The organism is Streptosporangiales bacterium (assembly GCA_009379825.1).
Classification (GTDB): domain Bacteria; phylum Actinomycetota; class Actinomycetes; order Streptosporangiales; family WHST01; genus WHST01.
Window position 1 is genome coordinate 36,258 of the sequence record WHTA01000018.1, and the last position, 25,874, is coordinate 62,131.

General features: G+C 69.6%; 21 protein-coding genes. 16 read left to right on the top strand and 5 right to left on the bottom strand.

Annotation, left to right across the window (positions count from 1 at the left end; translation table 11 throughout):
• Nucleotides 1-22: 22 nt before the first annotated feature.
• From GEV07_11810 to groL, 7 genes are read left to right on the top strand one after another with little or no spacing between them, the layout of a single operon-like run.
• Complete coding sequence (locus GEV07_11810) at nt 23-1,072, top strand: 2Fe-2S iron-sulfur cluster binding domain-containing protein (GenBank protein ID MQA03369.1); 1,050 nt, start codon at nt 23-25, stop codon at nt 1,070-1,072.
• A gap of 18 nt (nt 1,073-1,090) precedes the next feature.
• The gene (locus tag GEV07_11815; protein ID MQA03370.1) at nt 1,091-2,260 is read left to right on the top strand and encodes a toluene hydroxylase; all 1,170 of its coding nucleotides are present in this window, start codon (nt 1,091-1,093) and stop codon (nt 2,258-2,260) included.
• Nucleotides 2,257-2,628, top strand: a complete 372-nt coding sequence (locus GEV07_11820) for a monooxygenase (protein MQA03371.1) — start codon at nt 2,257-2,259, stop codon at nt 2,626-2,628. Before GEV07_11815 ends, GEV07_11820 begins: the two co-directional genes overlap by 4 nt.
• A gap of 13 nt (nt 2,629-2,641) precedes the next feature.
• A complete protein-coding gene (locus GEV07_11825; GenBank protein MQA03372.1) occupies nt 2,642-3,679 on the top strand; it encodes an amidohydrolase family protein in 1,038 nt (345 codons plus the stop codon).
• On the top strand, nt 3,676-4,401 hold the full coding sequence (locus GEV07_11830) for a DUF59 domain-containing protein (protein MQA03373.1): 726 nt from the start codon (nt 3,676-3,678) through the stop codon (nt 4,399-4,401). The genes GEV07_11825 and GEV07_11830 overlap by 4 nt, the downstream gene beginning before the upstream one ends.
• Nucleotides 4,398-5,423: an alcohol dehydrogenase catalytic domain-containing protein gene (locus tag GEV07_11835; protein ID MQA03374.1), complete on the top strand. Its 1,026-nt coding sequence runs from the start codon at nt 4,398-4,400 to the stop codon at nt 5,421-5,423. The genes GEV07_11830 and GEV07_11835 overlap by 4 nt, the downstream gene beginning before the upstream one ends.
• Nucleotides 5,424-5,447: 24 nt before the next feature.
• Nucleotides 5,448-7,139 carry a chaperonin GroEL gene (gene groL / locus GEV07_11840; protein MQA03375.1) on the top strand — a complete coding sequence of 564 codons (1,692 nt, stop codon included), beginning with the start codon at nt 5,448-5,450 and terminating at the stop codon, nt 7,137-7,139.
• 13 nt (nt 7,140-7,152) lie between these two features.
• On the opposite strand, the gene GEV07_11845 is transcribed toward groL, so the two are convergent.
• The 3 genes from GEV07_11845 to GEV07_11855 are packed head-to-tail and all read right to left on the bottom strand — an operon-like array spanning nt 7,153 to nt 9,764.
• Entirely contained in the window at nt 7,153-7,770 is a 618-nt protein-coding gene (locus GEV07_11845) for a TetR family transcriptional regulator (GenBank protein ID MQA03376.1), read from the bottom strand.
• Between the two features lie 16 nt (nt 7,771-7,786).
• On the bottom strand, nt 7,787-8,956 hold the full coding sequence (locus GEV07_11850; GenBank protein ID MQA03377.1) for an acyl-CoA dehydrogenase: 1,170 nt from the start codon (nt 8,954-8,956) through the stop codon (nt 7,787-7,789).
• 52 nt (nt 8,957-9,008) lie between these two features.
• A complete protein-coding gene (locus GEV07_11855) occupies nt 9,009-9,764 on the bottom strand; it encodes an SDR family oxidoreductase (GenBank protein MQA03378.1) in 756 nt (251 codons plus the stop codon).
• Between the two features lie 246 nt (nt 9,765-10,010).
• On the opposite strand from GEV07_11855, the gene GEV07_11860 reads away from it, so the two are divergent.
• From GEV07_11860 to GEV07_11870, 3 genes are read left to right on the top strand one after another with little or no spacing between them, the layout of a single operon-like run.
• The gene (locus GEV07_11860; GenBank protein MQA03379.1) at nt 10,011-11,261 is read left to right on the top strand and encodes an MFS transporter; all 1,251 of its coding nucleotides are present in this window, start codon (nt 10,011-10,013) and stop codon (nt 11,259-11,261) included.
• Nucleotides 11,258-12,889: an AMP-binding protein gene (locus tag GEV07_11865; GenBank protein ID MQA03380.1), complete on the top strand. Its 1,632-nt coding sequence runs from the start codon at nt 11,258-11,260 to the stop codon at nt 12,887-12,889. Before GEV07_11860 ends, GEV07_11865 begins: the two co-directional genes overlap by 4 nt.
• A gap of 13 nt (nt 12,890-12,902) precedes the next feature.
• Nucleotides 12,903-13,985 carry a CoA transferase gene (locus GEV07_11870; protein MQA03381.1) on the top strand — a complete coding sequence of 361 codons (1,083 nt, stop codon included), beginning with the start codon at nt 12,903-12,905 and terminating at the stop codon, nt 13,983-13,985.
• On the opposite strand, the gene GEV07_11875 is transcribed toward GEV07_11870, so the two are convergent.
• The gene (locus tag GEV07_11875; protein MQA03382.1) at nt 13,961-14,953 is read right to left on the bottom strand and encodes a glutathione S-transferase family protein; all 993 of its coding nucleotides are present in this window, start codon (nt 14,951-14,953) and stop codon (nt 13,961-13,963) included. The genes GEV07_11870 and GEV07_11875 overlap by 25 nt on opposite strands.
• 63 nt (nt 14,954-15,016) lie before the next feature.
• On the opposite strand from GEV07_11875, the gene GEV07_11880 reads away from it, so the two are divergent.
• The 5 genes from GEV07_11880 to GEV07_11900 are packed head-to-tail and all read left to right on the top strand — an operon-like array spanning nt 15,017 to nt 23,153.
• Complete coding sequence (locus tag GEV07_11880) at nt 15,017-18,370, top strand: molybdopterin-dependent oxidoreductase (protein ID MQA03383.1); 3,354 nt, start codon at nt 15,017-15,019, stop codon at nt 18,368-18,370.
• Between the two features lie 38 nt (nt 18,371-18,408).
• The gene (locus GEV07_11885; GenBank protein ID MQA03384.1) at nt 18,409-19,326 is read left to right on the top strand and encodes an NAD-binding protein; all 918 of its coding nucleotides are present in this window, start codon (nt 18,409-18,411) and stop codon (nt 19,324-19,326) included.
• A gap of 53 nt (nt 19,327-19,379) precedes the next feature.
• On the top strand, nt 19,380-20,372 hold the full coding sequence (locus GEV07_11890; protein MQA03385.1) for a low specificity L-threonine aldolase: 993 nt from the start codon (nt 19,380-19,382) through the stop codon (nt 20,370-20,372).
• Nucleotides 20,373-20,418: 46 nt separating this feature from the next.
• Entirely contained in the window at nt 20,419-21,864 is a 1,446-nt protein-coding gene (locus tag GEV07_11895) for a mannitol dehydrogenase family protein (GenBank protein ID MQA03386.1), read from the top strand.
• Nucleotides 21,840-23,153: a DUF2088 domain-containing protein gene (locus GEV07_11900; protein MQA03387.1), complete on the top strand. Its 1,314-nt coding sequence runs from the start codon at nt 21,840-21,842 to the stop codon at nt 23,151-23,153. The genes GEV07_11895 and GEV07_11900 overlap by 25 nt, the downstream gene beginning before the upstream one ends.
• Here GEV07_11900 and GEV07_11905 read toward each other — a convergent pair.
• Nucleotides 23,116-24,117, bottom strand: coding sequence for a LacI family DNA-binding transcriptional regulator (locus GEV07_11905; GenBank protein MQA03388.1), 1,002 nt, complete (start codon nt 24,115-24,117; stop codon nt 23,116-23,118). The two genes, GEV07_11900 and GEV07_11905, sit on opposite strands and share 38 nt — an antisense overlap.
• 210 nt (nt 24,118-24,327) lie before the next feature.
• Between GEV07_11905 and GEV07_11910 the strand changes: the two genes are divergently transcribed.
• The gene (locus GEV07_11910; protein ID MQA03389.1) at nt 24,328-25,866 is read left to right on the top strand and encodes a Na+:solute symporter; all 1,539 of its coding nucleotides are present in this window, start codon (nt 24,328-24,330) and stop codon (nt 25,864-25,866) included.
• Nucleotides 25,867-25,874 lie beyond the last annotated feature (8 nt).

Genomic DNA, 25,874 nt, shown 5'->3' on the forward strand with positions numbered 1-25,874 from the left:
TCCCGACCGTAGAGAGATGACCATGGGCGAGAAGCACAAGGTGACCTTCGAACCGGTCGGGATCGACATCGAGGTCGACGAGGAGCAGACGATCCTGCGCGCGGCCGCGGAGCAGGGCGTGATGCTCATGCACGGCTGCAAGGAGGGCCAGTGCGCGTCGTGCAAGTCGTTCGTACTCGACGGTGACGACATCGAGCTCGACCGGTACTCCACCTTCGCGCTGCCCGACTTCGAGAAGGAGGAGGGCTACACCCTGCTGTGCCGGACGCACGCGTACGAGGACCTCGTCGTCGAGCTGCTCAACTACGACGAGGAGATGATCAAGTCCGGCCTGCCCATCCAGCACGCCGACGTGGAGGTCGTGAGCAAGGACAATGTGACGCACGACATCAGGCACCTCGTGGTGCGCCTCGTGGAGCCGTCGACGTTGAAGTTCTTCCCCGGCCAGTACGTGGACTTCACCGTGCCCGGCCACGACGCAACGCGTTCGTTCTCCATGGCGAACACATCCAGCGCGGACACCGGCCTGCTGGAGTTCGTCATAAAGATCTACCCGGACGGCATGTTCTCCAACTTCCTCGACACCCAGCTGGCCGTCGGCGACCGGTTGGAGATCACCGGGCCTTTCGGCGTGTTCACGTTGCGGGACAACCCGGAAACGGAGCTGATCTTCCTCGGCGGGGGTGCCGGGATGGCGCCGATCCTGTCGCTGCTGCGTTCCATGGCGGAACGCGGTATCGACCGGCCGGCCTCGTTCTACTACGGCGCCAGGCGCCGGCAGGACCTGTGCTTCGAGGACGAACTGGCCACCCTGGCGGAGACGCTGCCCGCCTTCCGGTACGTCCCCGCCCTGTCCGAGCCGGCGAACGAGGAGGCATGGGACGGCGAGGTCGGGCTGATCACCGACGTGTTGGAGCGGATGACGGGGGACCTCTCCGGTGCCGACGCCTACGTGTGCGGACCGCCGCCCATGGTGGAAGCCGCGCTGGCTCTGCTGCCCACGCTCGGGGTCGCGGAGAAGCGGATCTTCTACGACAAGTTCACCACCACCGGTGACGCCGACGAGAGCTAGCACCGAAGGAAGAAGCGGATGACAACGACAACACAACGAAGTGTGCCGAAGCCCGTCTTCACGGACGCCGAGGCCGGCGCGAAGGTCTTCCCCGACTCGGACGCCCGCCGGTTCAACTACTTCACGGCACAGAAACGCAAGCAGAGCCACTACGAGGACGTGACCGTCGAAGTGCAACCCGACCCGAGGCACTACCTCGCCCAGGGTTGGCTCTACGGGTTCTCCGACGGCAAGGGCGGGTACCCGCTGGAGTGGACTGAGCTGAAGGCCTGGGGGTCCGACCGGCCGGTACCGAAGCGGTCGCCGGGCTCGGGTGGCCAGGGGTACGAGTGGCCCGCGCTCGGCTGGCACGAGTTCCGTGACCCCAACGAGGAGTGGGAGCTGACGCTGTACCGCTACAACTCCAACGTGGTACGTCAGCTCAACCAGAACGTCGACGCGGCACGGCAGGCCAAGGCGTTCGACCAGTGGAACCCGAACTGGGTGCAGTTCGTCGCGCACCACGTCGGTGCGTGGATGCACGTCGACCACGGGCTCGGGCTCTACCTGTTCGCCAACGCCAACCGCAGAGCTCCGACGAACATGCACAACAACGCGATCTCCGTGAACAGCATGCACAGGATCCGCGCCGCCCAGGACCTCGCGCTGTACAACCTGACCCTCAGCGAGGAGATCTCGGAGTTCGACGGTACGGCGCACGTCGAGACCTGGAACGAGGACCCGGCCTGGCAGGGCGTAAGGGAGACGGCCGAACAGCTGACCACGATCTGGGACTGGTGCGAGGCCGTGTTCGCCGCGAACATCGTCTTCGAGCCGCTCGTCGGGGAGCTGTTCCGCAGCAACATGGTCCAGCAGGCGGCACCGGCGAACGGGGACTTCGTCACACCGACGCTGGTGGGCGCGGAGGAGTACGACTACGCGGAACGCGACCTGCGCTACACGAAGCCGATGTTCCGGCTGCTGATCGACGACAAGGAGTTCGCCGACCACAACAGGAAGATCATGCAGCGCTGGCTGGCGGACTGGGTGCCGCGGTGCATCACCGCGGCGAGGACGCTGCAGTCGCTGTGGTCACTGCCGGACGCGAAGCCACCGCGCTTCGAGGACGGCCTCGACCGTGCCAAGAGCCGCTTCGTCGGCATCTTGTCCGAACTGGATCTGCAGACACCGAAGGAGCTGGCCCAGTGACGACTTTCAAGACGGCAGAGAGCCCGTTCGAGCGCAACAACACCGCCTCCAACAAGTGTGGCTTCACCCTGATGAACAACCAGGTCGGCGTGATCGTCGCCGAGGTGATGGGACGCAAGGAGAACGTCACCATCACGCCGTTGCCGTCGATGATCAGGGTCGACGCCAAGGGCCGGATGGACGTCGTCTACAGCGAGATCGACGAGGCTGCGGGCGAGGAGGACGGCTGGTTCAACGCGGCGGAGTTCGAGGAGAGCATGTCCACCCACTACGGGCGCATGATCCACCAGGACGACCGCACCATCATGTTCGCGAACCCCGAAGACGCCGCCGAGTTCCTCGACTTCGATCTCGTGGCTCGCTCGTAGCAGGGAGGTTGCCGTGTACGAGAAGGACGGCGAGAAGTACTTCGTGGTCGACGGCCACACCCACTTCTGGGACGCCAGCCCGGCCAACTGGATCCCCGGCCAGGAGCAATACGCGAAGGGCTGGATCGAGTGCTTCCACGCCTACCAGGGTCTCGGTCCGCCCGAGACGCACTGGTCGCTGGAGGAGTTCCAGAAGTACTCGGAAGAAAGGATGATGAAGGACGTCTTCGAGGACGGGCACGTCGACGTCGCCATCTTCCAGCCGACGAACCTAAGGCAGTGGTACAAGAACGGGTTCAACACGACGGAGGTCGATGGCGCACTGGCCGAGAAGCACCCCGGCCGGTTCGTCGTGAACACCACGTGGGACCCGCGCGACGGCGACCGCGGCCTGGACGTGCTGGAGGAGAACGTCGAGCGTTGGGGTTGCAAGGGCGTCAAGCTCTACACGGCGGAGTGGAAGGGCGACTCACGTGGCTGGAGCCTGAAGAGCGACGAGTCCGCCCGTTACCTGGCGAAGTGCCAGGCGCTCGGGGTGACGAACATCCACGTGCACAAGGGTCCGACGATCTGGCCGCTCGACAAGGATGCCTTCGACGTGTCGGACATCGACTTCGCGGCGACGAACTTCCCTGAGCTGAACTTCGTCGTCGAGCACGTCGGTCTGCCGAGGATCGAGGACTTCTGCTTCATGGCGACCCAGGAGCCCAACGTCTATGCCGGTCTCGCCGTCGTGGTCGGTGGGCTGATGCACGCCAGGCCGCGGTTCTTCGCCAAGGTCATGGGTGAGCTGATGTTCTGGCTGGGGGAGGACAAGCTGGTGTTCGGCGCGGACTACGCCATCTGGGAGCCACGCTGGCAGGTCGAGGGCTTCGTGGACTGGCAGATGCCGGACAGTGAGGAGTTCGCCGACTATTCGCCGTTGAGTGTTACGGCGAAGAAGAAGATCCTCGGTCTGAACGCCGCGCGCCTCTACGACATCGAGATCCCGGCAGAGCTCCGCCCCGAGGCGGTACCGACGGAGACGCCGGTCGGCGTTCCAGGGCAGTGACGAACACCTCGGCGGTCCGGCCCCAGGCTGACAGGGCGGCGGTTGCGCACGCCGTCCTGTCGGCCCTGGCCGCAGTGCGCGATCCGGAGCTGGACCGCCCGGTGACCGAGCTCGGGTTCGTCGCGCACTGCACGGTGACGGAAACCGGTGTGGCACGGGTGCGCCTGCGCCTGCCCACGTACTTCTGCGCGCCGAACTTCGCCTTCCTGATGGTGGCGGATGCCGACGACGCGGTGCGCGGAGTACCCGAGGTGACGGGCGCGGACGTCCAGCTCGTGGACCACTTCGCCGCCGACGTGATCAACGCGGGAGTCGCGGCACGGTCCGGCTTCGTTGCGTCCTTCGCCGACGAGGCGGCGGGCGAGCTGGACGAGCTGCGGGCCGACTTCCTGCGCAAGGCGGTGCTGGCAGGGGCCGACCGGGTGTCCAGGGCGATGGTGGCCGCGGGCACCGACCCGTCCCGGCTCGCAGACCTGACCCTCGGTGACGCTCCCGCCGGCCCGGACACCGACCGCCTGCGCGCACGCAGGACCGAGCTCGGACTGCCTGCGGCGGACACCGATCCGTTGCTCGTCGACGCCACGACAGGTGCGGCGGTAGAGGCGGCGGAGCTGCGTACGTATCTGGGCCGGGCCAGGTTGACCAGGGTGAGTCAGGAGGCGAACACCGGAGTGTGCATCGGCATGCTGCGGGCTCGCTACGGGAACGAGGTGACGACATGAAGGCCGTTCGGCTGCATGAGTACCACCGTCAGCCGGTCGTCGAGGACGTGCCCGAGCCGAAGGCACTGGAGCCGTTCGACGTCGTGGTGAAGGTCGGCGGTGCCGGGGTCTGCCGTACCGACCTGCACATCATCGAGGAGCAGTGGGCGGAGAAGTCCGGTGTGCGCCTGCCGTACACGATCGGGCACGAGAACGCGGGCTGGGTGCACGAGACGGGCAGCGCCGTCACCAACGTCGCCGTCGGCGACACGGTGATCCTGCATCCGACGCCGACCTGCGGCCTGTGCCGCGCCTGTCGGGCCGGCGACGACATGCATTGCGCCGCAAGCACGTTCCCAGGCATCAACAGCGACGGCGGCATGGCCGAGTACCTGCTGACCTCGGCCCGCGCCTGCATCCTGCTGAACCCGAGCACAAAGCCGGCTGACGTGGCCGCATTGGCGGACGCGGGCATTACCGCGTACCACGCAGTGCGCAAGGCGGTGCCGTCGCTGTTCCCCGGCACCGTGTGTGTGGTGAACGGCGTCGGCGGCCTCGGCCACGTCGGCCTCCAGGTGTTGTCCGCACTGACCGCGACGACCGTCGTAGCCATCGACCGCAACCCGGACGCGCTCGAACTGGCCGCCACACTCGGCGCGGACTACACGGTGCTCGCCGACGGCAAGCAGGTGGACGCTGTGCTCGACCTGACCGGAGGCAACGGCGCCGAGGTCGTGCTCGACTTCGTCGCGGAGCAGGGTGCGCAGCAGGACGCGTTCGCTATGACGCGTCGCGGCGGCTCGCACTACGTCATCGGCTACGGCAGCAACATCGACGTCCCGACCATCGACATCATCTCCACGGAGCGCAACGTGATCGGCAACCTTGTCGGTACCTACAACGATCTGGCAGAGCTGATGGTCCTTGCCCAGGCGGGCAAGGTCACGCTGCATACAAGGGCGTACCCGTTGGACGCCGCGCTGGACGCGTTGGCCGATCTGGACGCGGGCCGGGTACGCGGCCGCGCGATCCTCATCCCCTGAACGACGAGCACGAGGAGCACAGTCATGGCGAAGGAACTGCGGTTCGGATCGGACGCCCGCGACCTGTTGCTCGTGGGCGTCGACAAGCTCGCCGACACGGTGAAGTCGACGCTGGGCCCGAAGGGGCGCAACGTCATCATCGAGAAGATCACCGGTTCGCCCGTCGTCACCAACGACGGCGTGACGATCGCTCGCGAGATCCACCTGCCGGACCAGTTCGAGAACATGGGCGCGCAACTGGTGAAAGAGGCAGCGATAAAGACCAACGACGTGGTCGGCGACGGCACGACCACGGCGACGGTCATCGCGCAGGCGGTCATCAGGGAAGGGATGCAGAAGATCACCAGGGGCGGCAACCCGGTGCTGATCAAACGCGGCATCGACATGGCGGTCGGCCGGCTCGTCGAGCACCTGGAGAAGGTGGCGCATCCCGTCACAGAAGAACGTGACCTGGCGCGCGTCGCGGCCATCTCCGCGAACGACGACGACGCGGTCGGCGCCGTGGTCGGCAAGGCGCTGCACGCGGTCGGTGAGGGCGGCGTGGTCACGGTCGAGGAGTCGCCACGGATTGGCATGTCCGTCGAGTTCGTCGAGGGCTTCGAGTTCGACAACGGCTACCTGTCGCCGTACCTGGTGACCGACCCCGGCCGGTTGGAGTCCGTGGTCGACGACCCGTACATCCTGCTGTGCAGCGAGAAGGTGTCGCAGGTGCAGCAGCTGATGCCGGTGCTCGACAAGATCATGCGCGCGCCGAGGCCGCTGGTGCTCATCGCCGAGACGGTGGAAGGCACCGCACTGAGCATGCTCGTGCACAACCACACCAACGGTACCTTCCAAGCCGTCGCGGTGCGCGCGCCCGGGTTCGGTGACAGACGGCTGCACAAGCTCGAGGACATCGCCGCGGTCGTCGGCGGATCTGTGCTGTCGCGCCAGTCCGGGTTCAGCATGGAGACGATGACCCTCGAGCACCTCGGGCGTGCGCGCCAGGTTCGTGTCACCGAGAACAGCACCACCATCATCGACGGAGCGGGGACGGCCGGCGACGTGGAGTTCCGCGTCAAACAGCTGCGCTCCGAGCTCGACCGCGCGCAGTTCGGCGTGGACGAGGACGTGCTCACCGAACGGCTCGGCGCGCTGACCGGCCGGGTCGCGGTGATCCGGGTCGGCGCCGCTACACCGGCGGAGCTGAAGGAGCTGCAGCACCGGGTGGAGGACGCACTCTCGGCGACGAGAGCGGCAATGGCAGAGGGAGTCGTCGCCGGCGGCGGTGCCTCGCTGCTGCACGCGGAGCCGGTCCTCGCCGACCTCGGGGTGGAGGGGGACTTCGCCGACGGCGTCGAGATCGTCGGCAAGGCACTGAGCGAGCCGGCGTTCCTGATCGCGGCGAACGCCGGACATCCGGCGGCCGACGTCGTCGAGCAGACCAGGCCACTCGGCGACGACGAGGGGTTCGATGCCCTGCACGGGCACTTCGGCAACCTGGTCGAGCTGGGCATCATCGACCCGCTGCGCGTAAGCAGGTCGGCGCTGCAGAACGGGGCGTCGGTGGCCGGCCTGTTGCTCACCACGAACGCGCTGATCGCCGAGGAGCAGACTCCGTGGGGAGGCAGCAGAGCGCTGATGACCGAGTTCGGCCCCCTCGACGAGGGCCTGCACCAACCGTCCCCGGACGCCAGCACACCACAGTCGCTCGGCATGGGCCCCTCGGTGGGCTGACGGACCCGAGTCGTCACGCTGACGACGCTGAAGGACCCCGCATGCCGTCGAGAAGGGCGGCGAGGAAGTCGTCGGCGAGCTCCTCAGGGCTCACCGCGCCGTCGGCGTCGAACCACAGGTAGGTGTAGTTGAGCATGCCGAGGATGCCCTTGATGAGGAGCCGAGGGTGCGGCTTGAGTGTGCCGTCGGCGACACCGCGGTCGAGCGCCTGCCGCCAGTAGCCCTCGTAGCGCTCGCGCGCGCCGACGACCCGATCGCGCTTATCGCCGGTCAGTGCCGTGTACTCGCGGAAGAACACGGTCCACTCGGCGCGATGGCTGGCGATGTTACGGATCAGGCCGCGAGCCATTCCGCGTAGCAGGTCCTCGGTGGGTAGATCGGCGTGGAGTAGCTCTTCTGCATGGTCGTTCATCCGGTCGACCTGGGTCTTGCTGATGCGGTAGAGGAGACTCTCCTTACTCCCGATGTAGTGGTAGAGCGCGCCTCGGCCGAGGCCGACGGCGTCGGAGAGTTCCGCGATGCCGGTACCGTGATAGCTGTTGCGAGCCCAGAGTTCGGCGGCCAACTTGGCGACGCGCTCGCGGTTCACCTCGCGGCGCCCGTGCTTGGCGTTGGCGGTCGTCGTGCTCATGGGTCTTGCTTCTGTCTCAGGACGTCGTGGTCAGTTGTTGGGTCGGATCGAAGCGGTCGGCGAAGCGGTAGCCGTCGAGAAGCTCCCGGCTGGTGACGAGGTACTGGATGGTGGGTGTGCCCTCTTCGAGCCAGTTCAGGCGTGCGTCGCGGTAAAGCCGTTCGATGGAGTGCTTACGCGTGTAGCCTATGCCACCGTGGACGAGTAGAGCCCGATCGGTGACGCGGCCGACGGCTTCCAGGCCGAACTGTTTGCACATGGCGGACTCCGCGGGAATGCGTTGGCCGGCATCCCACTTCTCCGCGGCATCGGCCAACATCCCGCGTAGTGCGTGGATGTCGGTCGCCATCTCGGCGAGGTAGCGCTGAACGGCCTGGCGGTGAGCGATGGGCTTGCCGAAGGTGACCCGCTGCCGAGCATGCGCCAACGAGAGGTCGAGGCAACGTTCCGACGTGCCGAGCGAGCTGGCAGCGATGAACACGCGGCTGACCTCCAGCGCCCGCTCCAGATGTGCGTTGCCGTCTCCCTCGGCCCCGACGAGTGCGGACGGTGCGACGGTCACGTCGGTCAACGTGATGACCCCGTGCTCGCCACCCTTGCAGCCCATCGTCTCGGGCAGCGGCTCGATACTGAGCCCGGCGGCCTCCCGCTCGACGAGGAAGGCGGAGACCTGCCTGGCGTCGGTCTTGGCGAAGACCAGGAAGTGGCTGGCGATGTCGGAGTTCGTGATCAGCCACTTGCGGCCGCTGAGGACGTAGCTGGTGCCGTTGCGTTCTGCAGTGGTGCCGAGGTCGGCGCCCGTTCCGTAGTCGGGTTCGGTGAGGGCGAAGGCCAGTGATCGCTCGCCGGTCGCGGCACCGGGCAACAACGCGCGCCGCTGTTGGTCGTCCCCGATCTCCGACAGCGCGTGGGCGAACGAGTTGTGGACGTGCACGATGACCCGGATCCCGCCCTGGATCTTCGCGAACTCGGCGATGATGGGTAGGTACTGTCGGACGGACAGGCCGGCGCCGCCGTACTCGCGGGGGACGAGCAGTCCGAACGCGCCGCACTCGCGGAGCACGGGGAGTACGATGTCGTAGGGAATCCGCTCGGAGTCCTCGATCTGTTGCTCCAGCGGGTCGAGCTCGTCCCAGATCGCGGTGGTGATGCGGTCGCGCAGCCTCCGGTACTCGGCGTCGTTCATGCCTGCGGTCACGATGTCCTCCTTCTGCTGGCACAGCAGCGTGGGGCCGCGGTCACAACGACCAGCCGCCGTCGGCGGCCAGCACCGATCCGGTGCAGTACGTGGCGTCCTCGGCGAGGAAGACGGCCGCTCTGGCGATCTCGTCGACCGTGCCGAACCGGCCGAGCAGCGAGGCGTCCGCGATGTGTGCGCGTGCCTTGGCGGGGACGGCGGCAGTCATGTCCGTGTCGACGAATCCAGGCGCGAGCACGTTGACCCGTACGCCGTCGCGGCTGGCTTCCTTGGCGAGGGACCGGGCGAAGCCGATCATCCCGGCTTTCGCGCTGGCGTAGGCGGTGTCACCGGCGTGGCCGATGACACCGACCACCGAAGAGACGAGAACGATACTCGGATCCGCCGACCTCGCGACCACGGGAAGGGCGGCTCTGACCAGGTCGGCGACGCCTCTGAGATTGAGCTCGACGACCTGCCACCAGGCAGCCGGGTCCATCGCCGTGAGCCGGCCGCCGTCCCAGCTGCCGGCGTTCAGGATCAGTGCGTCGAGCCGGCCCCAGCGCGCGAGAACGGCTCCGACCGCGGCGTCCGCCGTCGCTGCCGAACCGGAGTCGTAATGGACGGGTAGGACACGCTCGGGCGCTTCGGCGGCGAGTCTCTGCGCTGCCGTTCGGCTACGCCGGTAGCCGCACGCGACGTTGCGCCCTCTGGCCTCGAGTTGCCGCGTGATGCCCGCGCCGATGCCCCTGGCACCCCCTGTGACGAGCACCGTCCGACGTGCCGAACCTTGCTGGCAGCGGGGAATTGTCGTCATGCCCTGACTGTACCGGTCGGTCCACGAAGCTGGGTAGAGAGCCATAGCTGGACGGTGATGGCAATTGGAACGATCGGTACACAAAACCTTGTGCATCGAGTCGACGCATGGTTTGCTGTGTGACCAAGCGCACAGGAGCCGCGTTTGCCGCGTTCGTGTGCAGGATTCGACTACCCACCACTGCCGTTGGGAGCGACCGTGAGTAGCGAAAATCTGACTTCACCTGCCGACGTCGCCGCCAGGCCCATGAGCCCGGTCAAGGTCGCGTTGGCCAGCTTCATCGGTACCGCGATCGAGTGGTACGACTTCTTCATCTTCGGTACGGCCGCTGCGCTGGTGTTCAGCGGCAAGTTCTTTCCCTCGCTGAGCCCCGTCGCCGGGACGTTGGCCGCGTTCGCCACGTTCGGCGTGGCGTTCGTAGCGCGCCCGTTCGGCGGTATCGTGTTCGGCCACTTCGGTGATCGAATCGGCCGCAAGAACATGCTGGTGTTCTCCCTGATGACGATGGGAGCCGGCACCGTCGCCATCGGGCTGCTGCCCACTTATGACCAGGTCGGCATCCTCGCGCCGATCCTCCTCGTGCTGGCCCGGTTGACGCAGGGCTTCGCGGTCGGCGGCGAGTGGGGTGGTGCCGTGCTGATGGCGGTCGAACACGCACCGCCAGGACGGCGCGCCTTCTACGGGAGCTGGCCGCAGGCCGGCGTGCCGGTGGGCATGATTCTCTCTACTGGCGCGTTCTTCCTCGTCGGACAGCTGCCCGAGGCACAGATGCTGTCGTGGGGTTGGCGCGTGCCGTTCCTCGCCAGTGCGGTCCTGCTGGCCGTCGGGCTCTACATTCGCCTGCAGGTCATCGAGTCTCCGGACTTCCGTGCCGTCCGCGAGGCCAAGTCGGTGTCGAGGTTCCCGTTGGCCGATGTGCTGCGCGGCGCCAAGCGGCCGCTGGTGATCGGTGCCTGCACCCAGGCCGCCGCCTTCATCCCGTTCTACCTGGTCACGGTGTTCGTCCTCTCGTACGGGCCGCAGCAGCTGGGTATCTCCGGCAACGTGATCCTGCTGGCGGTGATCGCAGGGTTCACGCTGGACTTGGTGACCCTGCCGGCAGCTGCAGTGCTGGCCGACAAGTTCGGCCGGCGCAACGTGTTGCTGGTCGGTTCCGTCTACATGGGTGCGATCGCCTTCCCCTTCTTCTGGCTGTTCGACACCGGAACGCCGTGGCTGATCGTGGTCGCGATGATCCTGGCCATCCCCATCGGCCACGCCGTCACCTACAGCGCTGTCGCCGGCTACCTGGCCGAGCTGTTCCCGGCCAACCTGCGCTACACGGGAGCTTCGGTCACCTACCAGGTCGGTGGCGCGATCACCGGCGGCACCGCGCCGTTCATCGCCGCGGCCCTGCTGGCGGCCACCGGCGGCTCGTGGGCGATCTCCGCGTACATCGTTCTCGGCTGCCTGGTCACCTTCGTCGCGCTGCTCGGCGGGAAGGAAGCCCCGCGGTGAACGAGCCGGCGGTGCCGGCGGACGATGTCTGGGCGCGGGTCGAGGCGAGCTTGTCGCGAGATCCCGCAGCGGGTCTCAACACTGCGACCGAGGTGTGCGGTCGGTACGCGGCCGACCGTGGCAGGCTCGCCTTGGTGGTCCGCCATCCGGACGGCAGCAGCCAGCGGTGGACGTACTACGAGCTGGACAAGGCGGCGGCCAAGGCCGCCCGCATGTTCGCCCGCGCCGGGCTGAGGCGCGGCGACCGGGTGGCCGGGCTGTTGTCCCGTCAGGTGGAGAGCTGGATCGTGGCACTCGCTGCCTGGCGCAGCGGGCTCGTCTACGTGCCGCTGTTCTGCGGGTTCGGCACCGACGCCCTGCGATACCGGCTGCGTTCCTCGCATGCCCGGCTGGTCGTCGTCGACCACAGCTGGCGGGACACCCTCGATGGCGCCCTGTCCGAGCTCGACGCCGGCGATCTGACGGTGGTCACGGTGACCGGGCCGGGCGGGACCGGTTTGATCGCCGGGGACCACAGCTTCTGGGCCGAGTGGGAGCGCAGCGCACCCGACGGGCCGGAGGCGTACACCAGCGGCAGCGACGCGGCCACGCTGCTGTTCACCAGTGGCACCACGGGGGAGCCGAAGTCGTGCGTGATGCCGCACTCCGGTCTGCTGTCGCTGATCCCGTTCGTGGAGTACTCGTTGGCGGTGACGACGGCGGACCTGTTGTTCAACACCGCCGACCCGGGATGGGCTTACGGCCTCTACACAACGGGCGCCGTGCCCATGGCGCTCGGTGTGCCGCGGGTCATCTACAGCGGCGACTTCGACACGAACGCATGGTGGCAGGTGCTGGACGAGGAGGGTGTCAGCTGCATCGCCACGGCGCCCAGCGCGTACCGCAAGCTCCTCGCGCCGCTGTTACGCAACGGGCCACCCGCGGAGCTCCGACGCGTGGCAGCGGCCGGTGAGCCACTCGACGCCGACACGACCAGCCGGTGGTCGGAGGCGGGTGCGCCGGCCATTCGCGACGGCTACGGGCTCAGCGAGGTCGGCATGGTGCTCGCCGACCCGGCAGTCGGCGCGGAGCCCGAACCTGGCAGCCTCGCCGGTCCGGTCCCCGGGTTCGACGTGGAGCTCGTCGACCGTGAAGGAAACCCCGTCGGTGCCGGGGAGAGCGGGCTCATCGCGGTTCACAGCCCGAGATACCAGCTGAGCAACGGGTACGAGAATCGTCCTGCGGAATGGCAGGCGCGCTGGCGTGGCGACCTGTTCGTCACCGACGACCGCGCACGCGCCCGGCCCGACGGACGATGGTGCTTCCTCGGCCGCGAGGACGACATGATCATCACGTCCGGATACAACGTCAGTCCGGTGGAGGTCGAACGAGTGCTCTCCGAACACCCGGGCGTGCTCGAAGCCGCCGCGGTCGCAGGATCCGGCGACCGCGGCGGCACCGTGGTTCGTGCTGTCGTCGTGCGCGGCGACGGCAGCGGCGACGTCGGCGAGCTCGAACGGCAACTGCGTGCCGAGGTAGCTCACCGCGTCGGCAAACACGCCAGCCCACGGCTGTTCGACTACGTGGACGCCCTGCCCCGCAACGAGGTCGGCAAGCTGCAGCGGGTGCAGCTGCGCAGCCCCAGCTGACGGAGGAGGCAGTGTGTTCGGACCCCTCGCGGGCCTACGCGTCGTCGAGCTGGCGGGGATCGGTCCCTGCCCGCACGCCGCGATGGTGCTCGCCGACCTCGGTGCAGACGTCGTACGGGTCGAGCGGCCCGACCCCACCGGTGAGCACCCGGACCACCTGCTGCGCGGGCGAAGCTCCGTGGTCGTCGCGGATCTCAAGACAGCCGACGACCGCGCGCATGTGATGTCTCTCGTAGCGCGGGCCGATGTACTGCTGGAAGGGCACCGTCCGGGAGTCACCGAGCGGCTCGGCCTCGGCCCGGCGGAATGCCTTGCCCACAACCCGAGACTGGTGTACGGCCGGATGACCGGTTGGGGACAGGACGGGCCGCTGGCGCAACGGGCCGGGCACGACATCAACTACATCGCGCGTACCGGCGTGTTGCACGCGATCGGGCACGCCGCCGAGCGACCGGCAGTGCCACTGAACCTCTTGGGCGACTTCGGCGGCGGATCGATGTTCCTCGTCACCGGCGTCCTGGCCGCGCTCTGGGAGCGGGAGCGCTCCGGTCAGGGGCAGGTCGTCGATGCCGCCATCGTCGACGGCACCAGCGTGCTCGCACAACTCGTCTGGGCGTTCCGCGGCGCCGGCGCCTGGCGCGACGACCGGGCAGCGAACCTGCTCGACGGGGGAGCGCCGTTCTACGACACGTACGCCTGCGCGGACGGGCGCTGGGTCGCTGTCGGTGCACTCGAACCGAAGTTCTACGCGCAGCTGCTCGACGGCCTCGGTCTCGTGGTAGAAGAACTTCCGGAGCAGATGGACCGCGACGGCTGGCCCGTCCTGCGGCAGCGGTTCACCGAGGTGTTCGCCACCCGCACGCGCGCCGAGTGGGACGCCGTCTTCGCCGGTACCGATGCCTGCGTCACCCCCGTGCTGACGTTCGCCGAGGCGGTAGCCGACGAGCATCTCGCCGCACGCGCCACCCTGCAAGAGCTGGCCGGTGTGCCACAGGCGAGCCCGGCACCCCGCTTCTCCCGAACACCCGCGGCCACCCCCGCGCCACCCGTGCGCGAGCGACGCACGGCCAGTCAGGCCTGCGGTAGGTCGGGGTAGGTGGCGAGGTCGCTGGGTCGCGTGGGCGGGCTGCCGCCCCCGAATGGGGTGCCGCCGAGCTCTGCACGACCGTGTGGCGCGTTCCAGGCGAGTTGCGGACCTCGTGGCACGATGCGGCTCGGGTTGATGGTGTCGAGTACCTCGTGGTAGTGCCGCTTGATGTGGGTCATGTTGACCGTGTCGCCGAAACCGGGGGTCTGGTAGAGGTCACGCAGGTACGCCCAGAGCACGGGGTCTTCGGCGATCTTGTTGCGGTTGCACTTGAAGTGGCCGTGGTAGACGGGGTCGAACCTGACGAGGGTGGTGAACAGCCGGACGTCCGCCTCCGTGATGTGGTCGCCGACCAGGTATCGCCGCTCGCGCAGGCGGTCGCTCAGCCAGTCGAGGCAGCCGAAGACCTTCTCGTACGCCGCTTCGTACGCCGACTGGCCGGCACCGAAGCCCGCGCCGTAGACGGCGTCGTTCAGCTCGTGGTAGAGCCGCGACATCACCTGGTCCATCTCGTCCCGCAACGGCTGCGGCCAGAGGTCCGGTGCGCCGGCGCGGTGGTGTGCCGTCCATTCGGTCTGCAGGTCGAGGGTGATGCGGTGGAAGTCGTTCGTCACCAGCCGCCCGGACGGTACGTCGACGACTGCCGGCACGCTGACGCCGTTGACGTAGTCGACGCCGGTCGCGTCGTACGCCTCGTGCAGGAAACCGATGCCGAGAACGGGGTCGCGGCCGCCGGGGTCGAGGGTGAACCGCCAGCTCCGCTCGTCCTGGATGGGGTCGACGACCGCGAGGCCGAGCGCGTCCTCCAGGCCGAGCAGCCGGCGCACGATCACCGCTCGGCTCGCCCACGGGCACGCCAGCGACGCCACCAACCGGTACCGACCGGCCTCCACCGGCCAGGTGCTACGCGGGTCGGCGGTGATCCGGTCGGCGAACTCGACCGCGCCGTGGGTGTACGTGTCCGTGGCTTCACTCATCCGTCCGTTCTACCGCGGGATGGTCGGGTTGTGATAGGCCGGGAGTTGGTGGACGGAGGCGGGATGCCGGTGGAGAAGCGGAACGGGTACTGCACGCTGTGTAGGTCCCGTTGTGGTGCGGTGTACGAGGTCGCAGGCGACCGGCTGGTGGGCGTCGAGCCCGCGCCGTGGCATCCGACCGGTGGTGCGCTGTGCCCGAAGGGCCGAGCGGCGCCGGAGATCGCGCACGGTCCGCGACGGCTGCGCAGGCCGATGCGCCGTACCGCGCCCAAGAGCGCCGCCGATCCTGGCTGGGTGGAGGTCGACTGGGACACCGCGCTGGCGGAGATCGCCGGCCGGCTCGACCGGATCGGCAGGGAGGACGGGCCTGAGTCCGTCGCGTTCGCGTTGACCAGCCCGAGCGGCACCTCCATGTCGGACTCGATCGACTGGGTGGAGCGGTTCATCCGGCTCTACGGCAGCCCGAACATCGCGTACGCCACGGAGATCTGCAACTGGCACAAGGACTTCGCGCACGCGTTCACGTTCGGCCAGGCGCTGGCCACGCCCGACTACGCGCACACCGACCTGGTGCTGCTCTGGGGCCACAACCCGGCGAGGGTGTGGCTGTCGCAGTCGACGGCGATCGCGGAGGCGAAGCTGCGGGGTGCGCGGGTCGCGGTCGTCGACCCCCGCAACGCGGGGTCGGGGCTCGGCGCGGACCGCTGGTTGCGGGTGCGGCCCGGCACCGACGCCGCGCTGGCCCTCGGGGTGGCACGGGAGCTGCTCGCCATCGGTGGCCAGGACGACGACTTCCTCAGGCGCTGGACGAACGCCGCGTACCTGGTGCGCTGCGACACAGGGGAGTTCCTGCGCGATCCCGCCGGTGCGTTCGTCGTGTACGACGAGACGCTCGGCGCGGTCGGCTACGACCCGCGCCATCCGGGCTCGGTGCGGCCGGACGCCCTGCGCCTGCGCGGCACCGTGGAGGTCTCGTCCGACGACGGCACGGTGGCGTGTCGGCCGGCGTTCGACCACTACGCCGCCGCGTGCGAGCCGTGGACGCCGGAGCGGGTCGAGCAGGTCACCTGGGTGCCGCGGTCGGAGGTGCGCGGACTCGCGCGCGACCTGGCCGAGGCGGGTAGCGTCGCGTACTACTCGTGGTCAGGCGTCGGCCAGCACACCGGCGCCACCCAGACCGATCGCGCGATCTCGCTGCTGTACGCGTTGACCGGCGCCTACGACGCGGTCGGCGGGAACCGCAACTATGCGAGACCGCCGGTGAACCCGCTGACCAGCTTCGACCAGCTGGCACCCGAGCAGCAGGCCTTGGCACTCGGGCTCGACGAGCGTCCGCTCGGACCGGCGCGGCACGGCTGGGTGACGGTGAACGACCTGAGCCTGGCCATCCTCGAGCACCGCCCGTACCCCGTGCGCGCGTTGCTGAGCTTCGGGACGAACCTGCTGCTCTCGCACGCGGATCCGCAGCAGAGCCGGCAGGCGTTGGAACGGGTCGAGTTCGCCGTGCACGCCGACCTCTACCTGAACCCCAGCGCACAGTACGCGGACATCGTGCTCCCCGTGACCACCCCGTGGGAGCGTGAGGCGGTGCGCGTCGGCTTCGACATCAGTGCGGCGGCCGGCGAGCTGGCACAGCACCGACCGCGGATGATCCCGCCGGTCGGCGACGCGCGTTCCGACGCCGAGATCGTCGTCGGTCTGGCCGAACGGCTGGGCATGGGCGGCGCGTTCTTCGACGGCGACATCGAGGCGGGCTGGAACCACATGCTCGCACCGCTCGGCATCGACGTGGACGACCTGCGGGCGGCGCCGCAGGGCATCTCCTTCCCGCAGCCGCAGCGCGAACGCGGGTTCGCCGCCGTCGACGAGCACGGCGCCGTGCGCGGGTTCGACACCGAGACCGGGCGGGTGGAGGTCTACTCGGCGCTGCTCGCCAGGCACGGCTACCCGGCGGTGCCCGAGTACGTCGAGCCACCGGACGCGCCTGGCGACGCGTTCCCGCTCGTCCTCAGTAGCGCGAAGAGCGGCCGATACTGCCACTCACAGCACCGCGGCGTGTCGTCGCTGCGGCGCAAGTCGCCTGAGCCCACTGTAGAGCTGAGCCCCGTGCTCGCCGAGGCGAGGAACGTCGCCGACGGCGACTGGGTGCGCGTGTCCACGCGGCACGGCTCCGCGCGGTTCCAGGCGGTGCTCGACGAGACCCTGCACCCCGGTGTGGTGATGGCGGAGCACGGCTGGTGGCAGGAGCAGCCCGACCTCGGCCTGCCGGGCTACGACCCGCTGTCGCGCGACGGCTCGAACTACAACGGCCTGATCGCCGCCGACCACGTCGACCCGGTGAGCGGCTCGGAGCCACTGCGGTCGTTCGCCTGCCAACTGCGTCTCGACGTACCACCCGACGAGGAGAGCCGGTGGGACGGCCAACGCGCGTTCACCGTCGTCGACATCGACGACGAGGCGGTCGACGCTCTGTCGCTGACACTGCGGGCTGCCGACGGTGGTCGACTGCCCGCCTACCGGCCTGGCCAGTACGTGACGGTGAGCCTCCCTTCCGACGCCGGAGATCTCACGCTGGAGCGCAACTACTCCCTCTCCGACGCGCCGCACGGCGACGAGTACCGGGTGACCATCCAGCGGTTGGCGGCCGGCGCGTTCTCCGGACATGTGCACGACACGCTCGACGTCGGCGACACCGTCTACCTGAGTGCTCCGACCGGCCGCTTCACGCTCCCGGTCGACGCCGACCTGCCGGTGGTGCTCGTCGCGGGTGGCGTCGGCAGCACACCGTTCCTCTCGTTCCTCGAGGCGTTGCGGGAGGCCGGGAAGCCGACGCGGGTCACGCTGTACTACGGCGTGCGCAACGGGGCGCGGCACCTGTTCGCGCGACGGCTCGCCGAGCTGGCCGCGCAGGTGGACGGCCTCGAGGTGGTCACGTACTACAGCCGTCCCGCCGCCGACGACGTGCTCGGCCGCGACTACGACCACCACGGCCGGATCACTGCCGAGTCGATCCCGGCCGAGCTGCTCGACCAGCGCGCCAGGTTCTACCTGTGCGGGCCGGACGCGATGGTGCGCGACCTGCGTACGGGGCTGCGCGAGCGGGGCGTCCCCGGCTTCGACATCTTCACCGAGGCGTTCTCCGCGGCGGCACCGCCGGCAGTGGCGGGCAGCCACCAGGTGCGGTTCGCCAAGTCGGGGAAGGCCGTGACCTGGCACGCCGAGGACGGCTACCTCCTCGACGCCGCCCAGCGCGTAGGCCTGCGGCTGCCGAGCGGATGCCGAGTCGGGCAGTGCGAGAGCTGCGCGGTGCCCCTGAGGTCAGGCTCCGTCCACCACACCGCCACCGACGACGTGGACGACGGCATCTGCCTCACCTGTTGCGCAACCCCTACCACCGATATCGTCCTGGACGCCTGAGGGCGAGGCCCAGGTACCCCGACCCCGTGAGGACGAACATGCCGGAACACGTTGTCGCTGACGAGCAAACCAAGATCGCCGTGCTCGGGCTCGGCGCGATGGGCCTGCCGATGGCCCGCCGCCTCGCCGAGACGTTCCCCGTAACGGTGTTCGACGTCGATCGCGTGCGCAGCGCGAGCGTGGGCGTCACTGCGGCTGACACCCCGGCCGCCGCGGCGGCGAACGCGGACATCGTGCTGCTGGCCGTACGCGACCACGCGCAGGTCGAGGACGCGCTGTTCGGTGCCGACGGCGCGGCCGGCCAGCTGCGTCCGGGCGCCATCGTCGTACTCACCAGCACCATTGGGCCGGCCGCGGCGACGCAGACGGCCGCGGAGCTGGCCGAGCGCGAGCTCGTGCTCGTGGACGCGCCGATCAGCGGCGGCCCCGGCCGTGCCGACACGGGCGACCTGCTGGCTATCGTCGGTGGCGACCCAGCGGTGCTCGACGCGGTCCGTCCGGTGTTGGACCGGCTGGCGTCCAACATCACGGTGGTCGGCCCGCGCCCCGGCGACGGGCAGGCGCTCAAGGCCATCAACCAGCTGCTCGCCGGGGTGCACATCGCCGCGGCCGCGGAGGCGGTGGCGATGGCGCGCAGCCTGGAGCTCGACCCGGCAACCGTGGTGGATGTGCTCTCGCAGGGCGCCGCCGCCTCGTTCATGCTGGCCGACCGTGGCCCGCGCATGGCCGAGACCTACGGTGCAGGCGCTGAGGTCCGCTCCCGGCTGGACATCTTCGTCAAGGACCTGGGCATCGTCACCGACATCGCGAGGGACGCGCACCTCCCGTTGCCGCTCGCCTCGGCTGCGCAGCAGCTCTACCTGCTCGGCGAGCGCGCGGGCCTCGGTGCGGCCGACGACTCCAGCGTCGTCACGGTACTGTCGCCGAAGTCGGCTGAAGAGGAGCTCGGATCGTGACTGGACGGCACGTGGACCTGCGGTCGGACACGGTGACGCGACCGTCACCGGCGATGCGGCAGGCGATGGCCGACGCCGAGGTGGGGGACGACCTGTTCGGGGACGACCCGACGGTCATTCGGCTGCAGGAACGGGTCGCCGAGCTCACCGGCAAGCAGGCGGCGCTGTTCCTGCCGACCGGGTCGCTGTGCAACCAGATCGCCATGCACGTGTACGCGCGGTCCGGGCACGTCGTCGTCTGCGAGGAGACGGCGCACACCGGTGACCACGAGATGGCGTCGACGGCGCTCATCTCCGGTGTCGCGTTCCGCAAGGTGCGCGGCGCGTCGCGCGGGCTGCTCACGGCGGCGCAGGTCGCGGACGCACTGGTGCCCGACCCTTACGGCATGACCGTCGTCGACCTGGTGACCGTGGAGAACACCCACCAGGTCGGCGGTGGCACGCCGATGGCCCTCGACGACCTGCGCGCGATCGCCAAGGTGTGCGCGGGCGATGACGTGCCGCTCTACTTGGACGGCGCGCGGATCTTCAACGCGTGCACCGTCACCGGCACGACCGTCGCCGACTACGCAGCTGCTGCCGACGCGATGATGTTCTGCCTGTCCAAGGGGCTCGGCGCCCCGGTCGGCTCGATGCTGGTCGGCGACACCTACTTCATCGCCGAGGCACGCCGGCTCAAGGTGCTCCTAGGCGCCGGCTGGCGGCAGGCCGGTGTGCTCGCCGCCGCCGGCCTGGTCGCTCTCGACGAAGGACCGGGCCGATTGCACGAGGACCACGCCAACGCCCGCCGCCTAGCCGTTGGTGTCGCGGAGATCCTGCCCAGCGCCGTCGACCTCGACGGTGTGCGCACGAACATCGTGTTCGTCGACATCTCCGCCACCGCCCGCCCGCTCGCGGACTGGGTCGACGCGCTCGCCGACGCGGGGGTCCTGGTGACGACCGTGACCGGCAAGCTGCGCATGCTCACCCACAGGGACGTAGCCCCCGCGGACGTCGACACCGCACTGGACGCCTGGCGCCGGGTGGCCGCCGACCTGCACGGCTAGTCGCCGCCCGGCCGACGGCATGGGTGCTCCGGCGAGTGTCTAGGCTATGGCCGGGCCGCCTCGACCCACCGACGCGGATTCCGTACGACCGGCCGAGGAGGTACCGACCGTGCTGCGTGGGCTGAGCCGTTCGTCCTGGCCGGCGGCGGGGCCGCCGGCTCCCGTCCGGGTCGTGCATCTCGGGCTCGGCGCGTTCCACCGGGCCCATCAGGCCTGGTACACGCACCGGGCCAACCTCGCCGGCGCCGAGCAGGCCGGCATCGCGGCGTTCACCGGGCGCCGGCCCGACGCCGGACGCCGGCTCACCGAGCAGAACGGCTTGTACGGGTTGCTCGTACGCGGTGCGGACGGCGACGAGGTCGAGGTCGTCACCAGCATCAGCGCCGCGCATGACGGCAGCCGCGTGGACGAGATGGTCAGGTACCTGGCCGACCCGCAGGTCGGCGTCGTCACGCTCACCGTCACCGAGGCCGGCTACCGGCGCGCCGCCGGCGGCGGTCTCGACGTCGCTGACGACGCCGTAGCCGCGGACATCGAGACCATGCGCAGCGGTGGCGACGCACTGCACACGGCGCCGGCGCGGCTGCTCGCCGCCCTGCGGGCAAGGCGGGCCGCCGACGCGGGACCGATCGCGGTCGTGCCGTGCGACAACCTGCCGGCGAACGGGCCCACGGTGCATGCCGTAATGCGTGAGCTCGCCGACCTGGTCGACCCGGCGCTCGCCAGCTACCTGGACGAGTCGGTCCGGTTCGTCTCGACGACCGTCGACCGGATCACCCCCGCCACCATCGACGCCGACAAGCACGCCGTCGGCGAGCGTCTCGGCCTCGTCGACGAGGCCGCCGTGGTCACCGAGCCGTTCACCGAGTGGGTGCTCGCCGGCGAGTTCCCCGCGGGTCGGCCGGGCTGGGAGGCGGCAGGCGCGCGGTTCGTCGCCGACGTCGAACCGTTCGAGCAGCGCAAGCTGTACCTGCTCAACGGCGCACACAGCATGCTCGCGTACGCCGGCCTCGCGCACGGCCACGCCACGATGGCGGAGGCGGTGGCCGAGGACGGTCTCCGCGAGCACGTCGAGCGGTGGTGGGCCGAGGCGAGCGGCCAGCTGCCGCTGCCGGCGGCGGAGCTGGCCACGTACACCGAGGCACTGCTGTCGCGCTTCGCGAATCCTGCGCTACGCCACCTGCTGCAGCAGGTGGCCATGGACGGCTCGCAGAAGCTGCCGATCCGCGTGCTGCCCGTCGTACGCGCCGAGCGTGCGGCCGGCCGGCTGCCGACAGGCGCCGTGTTCGCTGTCGGCGCCTGGCTCGCACACCTGCGCGGTGCCGGTGGGGACGTCGTCGACCCGTTGGCGTCGCAGTTGGCAGCCGACGCCGGTGGTGCCACCGACGCAGCCGCACGCGGTGTCCTGGGTGTCATCGCGTCCGACCTCGCCGACGACACCGATCTGGTCGCCGCAGTCGCCGACGCGTGCGAGCGCGTGGAGGCGCGGTGATCGGCGCCGGCGACCGCAGCGCGCCGCTCGCCGACGAGCTCGTGCTCGACACGCTGGCCGACGGCGTCGTCAAGCTCGGTCTCGACGGCGAGCGCGTCCTCGTGGTCGTGCCGGACGCCACCAGGTCGGTGCCGCTCGGCGAGCTGTTCGCCACCGTCCACGACACGCTCGCCGGCCGCGCCGCCACGGTCGACGTCCTCGTCGCGCTCGGTACGCACCAGCCGATGACGCCCGGCCAGATCGCCGCCAGGTTCGGTTTCGCCGACGCGTCCGCACTCGCCGGGCGCTATCCGGACGTGACCTTCCACAACCACGAGTGGGCGGATCCCGCGGCATTCGTCGACCTCGGCAGGATCCCCGCGGACGAGCTCGCGGCGCTGTCGAACGGCATGCTCGCCGCGGACGTCCCCGTCCGGGTCAACCGGCTGGTGACCGAGTACGACGCAGCGCTCGTGCTCGGCCCGGTGTTCCCGCACGAGGTGGTCGGCTTCTCCGGCGGCAACAAGTACTTCTTCCCCGGCATCTCCGGGCCCGAGGTCATCGACGTGTCGCACTGGCTCGGCGCGCTGCTGACGTCCGCGGAGATCATCGGAACCCCGGGAACCACACCGGTTCGCGCGCTCGTCGACCGTGCCGCCGCGTACCTCCCACTGCGCCGGCTGTGCGCTGCCACGGTGGTCGCGCCGGACCACCACGGCGCGGGCATGGGCGTGCACGGTGTCTACGTCGGCGGCTGCGACGACGCGTGGGCCGCGGCAGCCGAGCTGTCGGCACACGTGCACGTGCGCTACCTCGACCGTCCCGTGCACCGGGTGGTGTCGGTCATGCCGTCGATGTACGACGACATCTGGACCGCGGCGAAGGGCATGTACAAGGTGGAGCCCGTCGTCGCCGACGGCGGCGAGGTCGTCATCGTCGCACCGCACATCGCCACGTTCTCCGTGACGCACGACGAGCACCTGCGTCGCATCGGCTACCACTGTCGCGACTACTTCCTGGCGCAGCTGCCGTCGTTCGCCGACGTCCCGCGCGGTGTGCTCGCCCACTCCACGCACCTGCGCGGCGCCGGCACGTACGACGCAGCGGCGGGCGTGGAACGCTGCCGGATCGCGGTCACCCTCGCCACCGGCATCGGCCGCGAGGAGTGCGAGGCGGTGAACCTGTCGTGGCGTCCGCTGTCCGACGTGGGCGCGCTGACCGGCGACCCGGACACGCTCGTGATCCCCAAGGCCGGCGAGCTGCTCTACCGCCTCACCGACGGACGCGGGCCGGGGCAGGCGGCCCGGTAGACGCACGGACGGTGAACTCACCGTCGTACCTGACGACCTTCGCCGCCCGGGTTGCGCCGGTGATCTCACGGCGCAGCAGTGTCACGGTGGTCGCGCCGATCTCCTCCGGCATGGCGGTGACCGTGGTGAGGCTCGGGGTCGCCGTGCTGGCGAGCAGCACGTCGTCGCAGCCGATGACGCTGGTGTGGCCGGGGACGGTCAGGCCGTGCCTGGCCAGCTCGGCGAGCAGACCGCAGGCCATCAGGTCGTCGAACGCGAACGCCGCGGTCGCGGGTGTGTCGAGCAGGGCCTGCGCCGCCGTCACGCCGCCGTCGAACGACGCGGTGAACGGGCCGAGCTCGATCAGCTCCGTGCCAGACTCGCCGGCCCAGCCCCGTACGGCGTTCGCCCGCTGTGCTGCGACCCAGGACGCAGCGGGGCCGCGCAGCAGCGCGACCGTACGGTGGCCGAGCTCCTGCAGGTGCCGGCCACCCTCGACGAACGCGGTGCTGTCGTCGCACACCACCGCGGGCAGGCCGGGCAGCACCCGGTTGATCAGCACGGTCGGGATGCCCTCGGTCGCCTCGCGCAGTGCCTTGGGCGGGGTTCGCGGCGAGCAGAGGATGAGCCCGTCCACGTGACCGCGGAGCCGGCGCATCAGTCGCGGCTCGGCCACCGTCGACTCGTCCGCGTGGACGAGCAGCACCGAGTAGCCGATCTCCCAGGCGGTCTGCTGGATGGCGCGCACGATCGGCGGGAAGAACGGGTTGGTGATGTCGGGGACCAACAACCCGAGCATGTCGGTGCGTCCGGTGACCAGGCCGCGGGCCGCCGGGTTCGGCCGGTAGTCCATCTCCGCGGCGACGGCGAGGATGCGCGCACGTACCGCGTCGCTGATCACGTGCGGCTTGTTGAAGGCGCGCGACACCGTGGACGCGGAGACCCCGCACGCCTTCGCGATGGAGTAGATCGTCGGGCGGCCCATCGTGCTCCTCGGTGGTGCAAGCGGTTGCACGCCGAGGTTAGCCGATCAGGCGCCTGGACCGCCCGAGTGTGTGCACATCCGCCTCCGCAACGAAACTGGCGGCAGGGGAGTGGTGGTTGACATGCAACCGGTTGCACACCAGTCTCTGGCTCCAGTCCGGCGCGCCGCTAGCAGGCGGGGTGCCACCTTCGCGGGTGCGGGAGCGATGAGATGAGCACACTCGACTGGTCGGTCGTCGGTGGGTACTTCCTGGTCATGCTCGGTATCGGGCTGTGGGCCAAGGCACGGATCCGCGACGCGAGCGACTTCTTCACCGCCGGCGGCAAGATGCCGTGGTGGCTGTCCGGGATCTCCCACCACATGTCCGGGTACAGCTCGGCCGTCTTCGTCGGCTACGCGGCGATCGCGTACACCGAAGGGTTCGTGCTCTACGTGTGGTGGGCGATCGGCATCACGTTCGCGATGATCGCCGGGTCGTTCCTGTTCGCGCCCCGCTGGCCGCGGCTGCGGCAGCGGCTCGGCATCATCTCGCCGCTCGAGTACCTGCGGGTGAGGTACGGATTGCCGACGCAGCAGCTGCTCGCCTGGAGCGGGACGGTGCTGAAGGTGTTCGACGTCGGCGCGAAGTGGACCGCCATCGCGTTGCTGTTGAACGTGTTCGCCGGTGTGCCGTTGGTGTGGGGCGTACTGCTGACCGGCGGCGTCACGCTTGTCTACTCGACCATCGGCGGCCTGTGGGCGGACGCGCTCACCGACCTGGGGCAGTTCCTCATCCAGCTCGTCGCCGGCATCGTGCTGTTCGTCGCGACGCTCACCACGCTCGGCGGCGTTTCGTCGCTGTGGACGGTGTGGGACCGGCTGCCTGAAGGGCACGCGGCGCCGTTCAACGGCCAGTACACGGTGCTGTTCGTCGGCGCCTACCTGATCATCAACACGCTCTCGTACAACGGCGGCACCTGGAACCTCGCGCAGCGCTTCATCGCCGCGCCGACCGGCTCGGCCGCCAAGCGGGCGGCGCTGTTCTCCGCGGGTCTCTACCTGGTGTGGCCGCTGGTGATGTTCTTCCCGATGTGGGCGGCGCCGCTGCTGCTGCCGAACCTGGACGACCCGGAGCAGTCCTACGCGTTGCTGACCCAGGACCTGCTGCCCGACGGTCTGGTCGGACTCGTGCTCGCCGGCCTCTTCTCGCACACGATGGCGATGACGGGGTCCGACGCGAACGCCATCTCGTCGGTGGTGACGAGGGACATCGTGCCCGCGCTGTGGAAGGGTGCGAAGCGGATGACGTCGCGTGCCGAGCTGATCCTCGGCCGGGTCTCGGTGTTCACGTTCATCGCGGCGAGCATGGTGATCGCGTTGACGGCGGACAGCTTCGGCGGTGTGCTCGGCCTGATCATCCTGTGGTTCGGCGGCCTCGTCGGGCCGATCGCGGTGCCGATGCTGTTCGGCATGCTGCCGGTGTTCCGCCGGTGCGGTCCGAGCGCGGCGATCTCGTCCTGGGCGGCCGGTGTGGCGGTGTTCGTGCTCATCAACTTCGTGCTCAAGGGTGCGATCGCCGCGCTCGCGCCGGACATGGTGACGGCCATCTCCGTCGCAGGGCCGGTCCTCGTGGCGCTCGTGGTCTTCGTCGTGCTCGGCGCAGTGCGGCCGTGGCACGACGCGGACTCCGACGCGATCGTGGACGCCCTGTCGAGCGACGAGGCCGCCGCCGCGAAGCCGGAACCGGTCGAGGCTGCGACGAGTGGCTGACCTCCGCG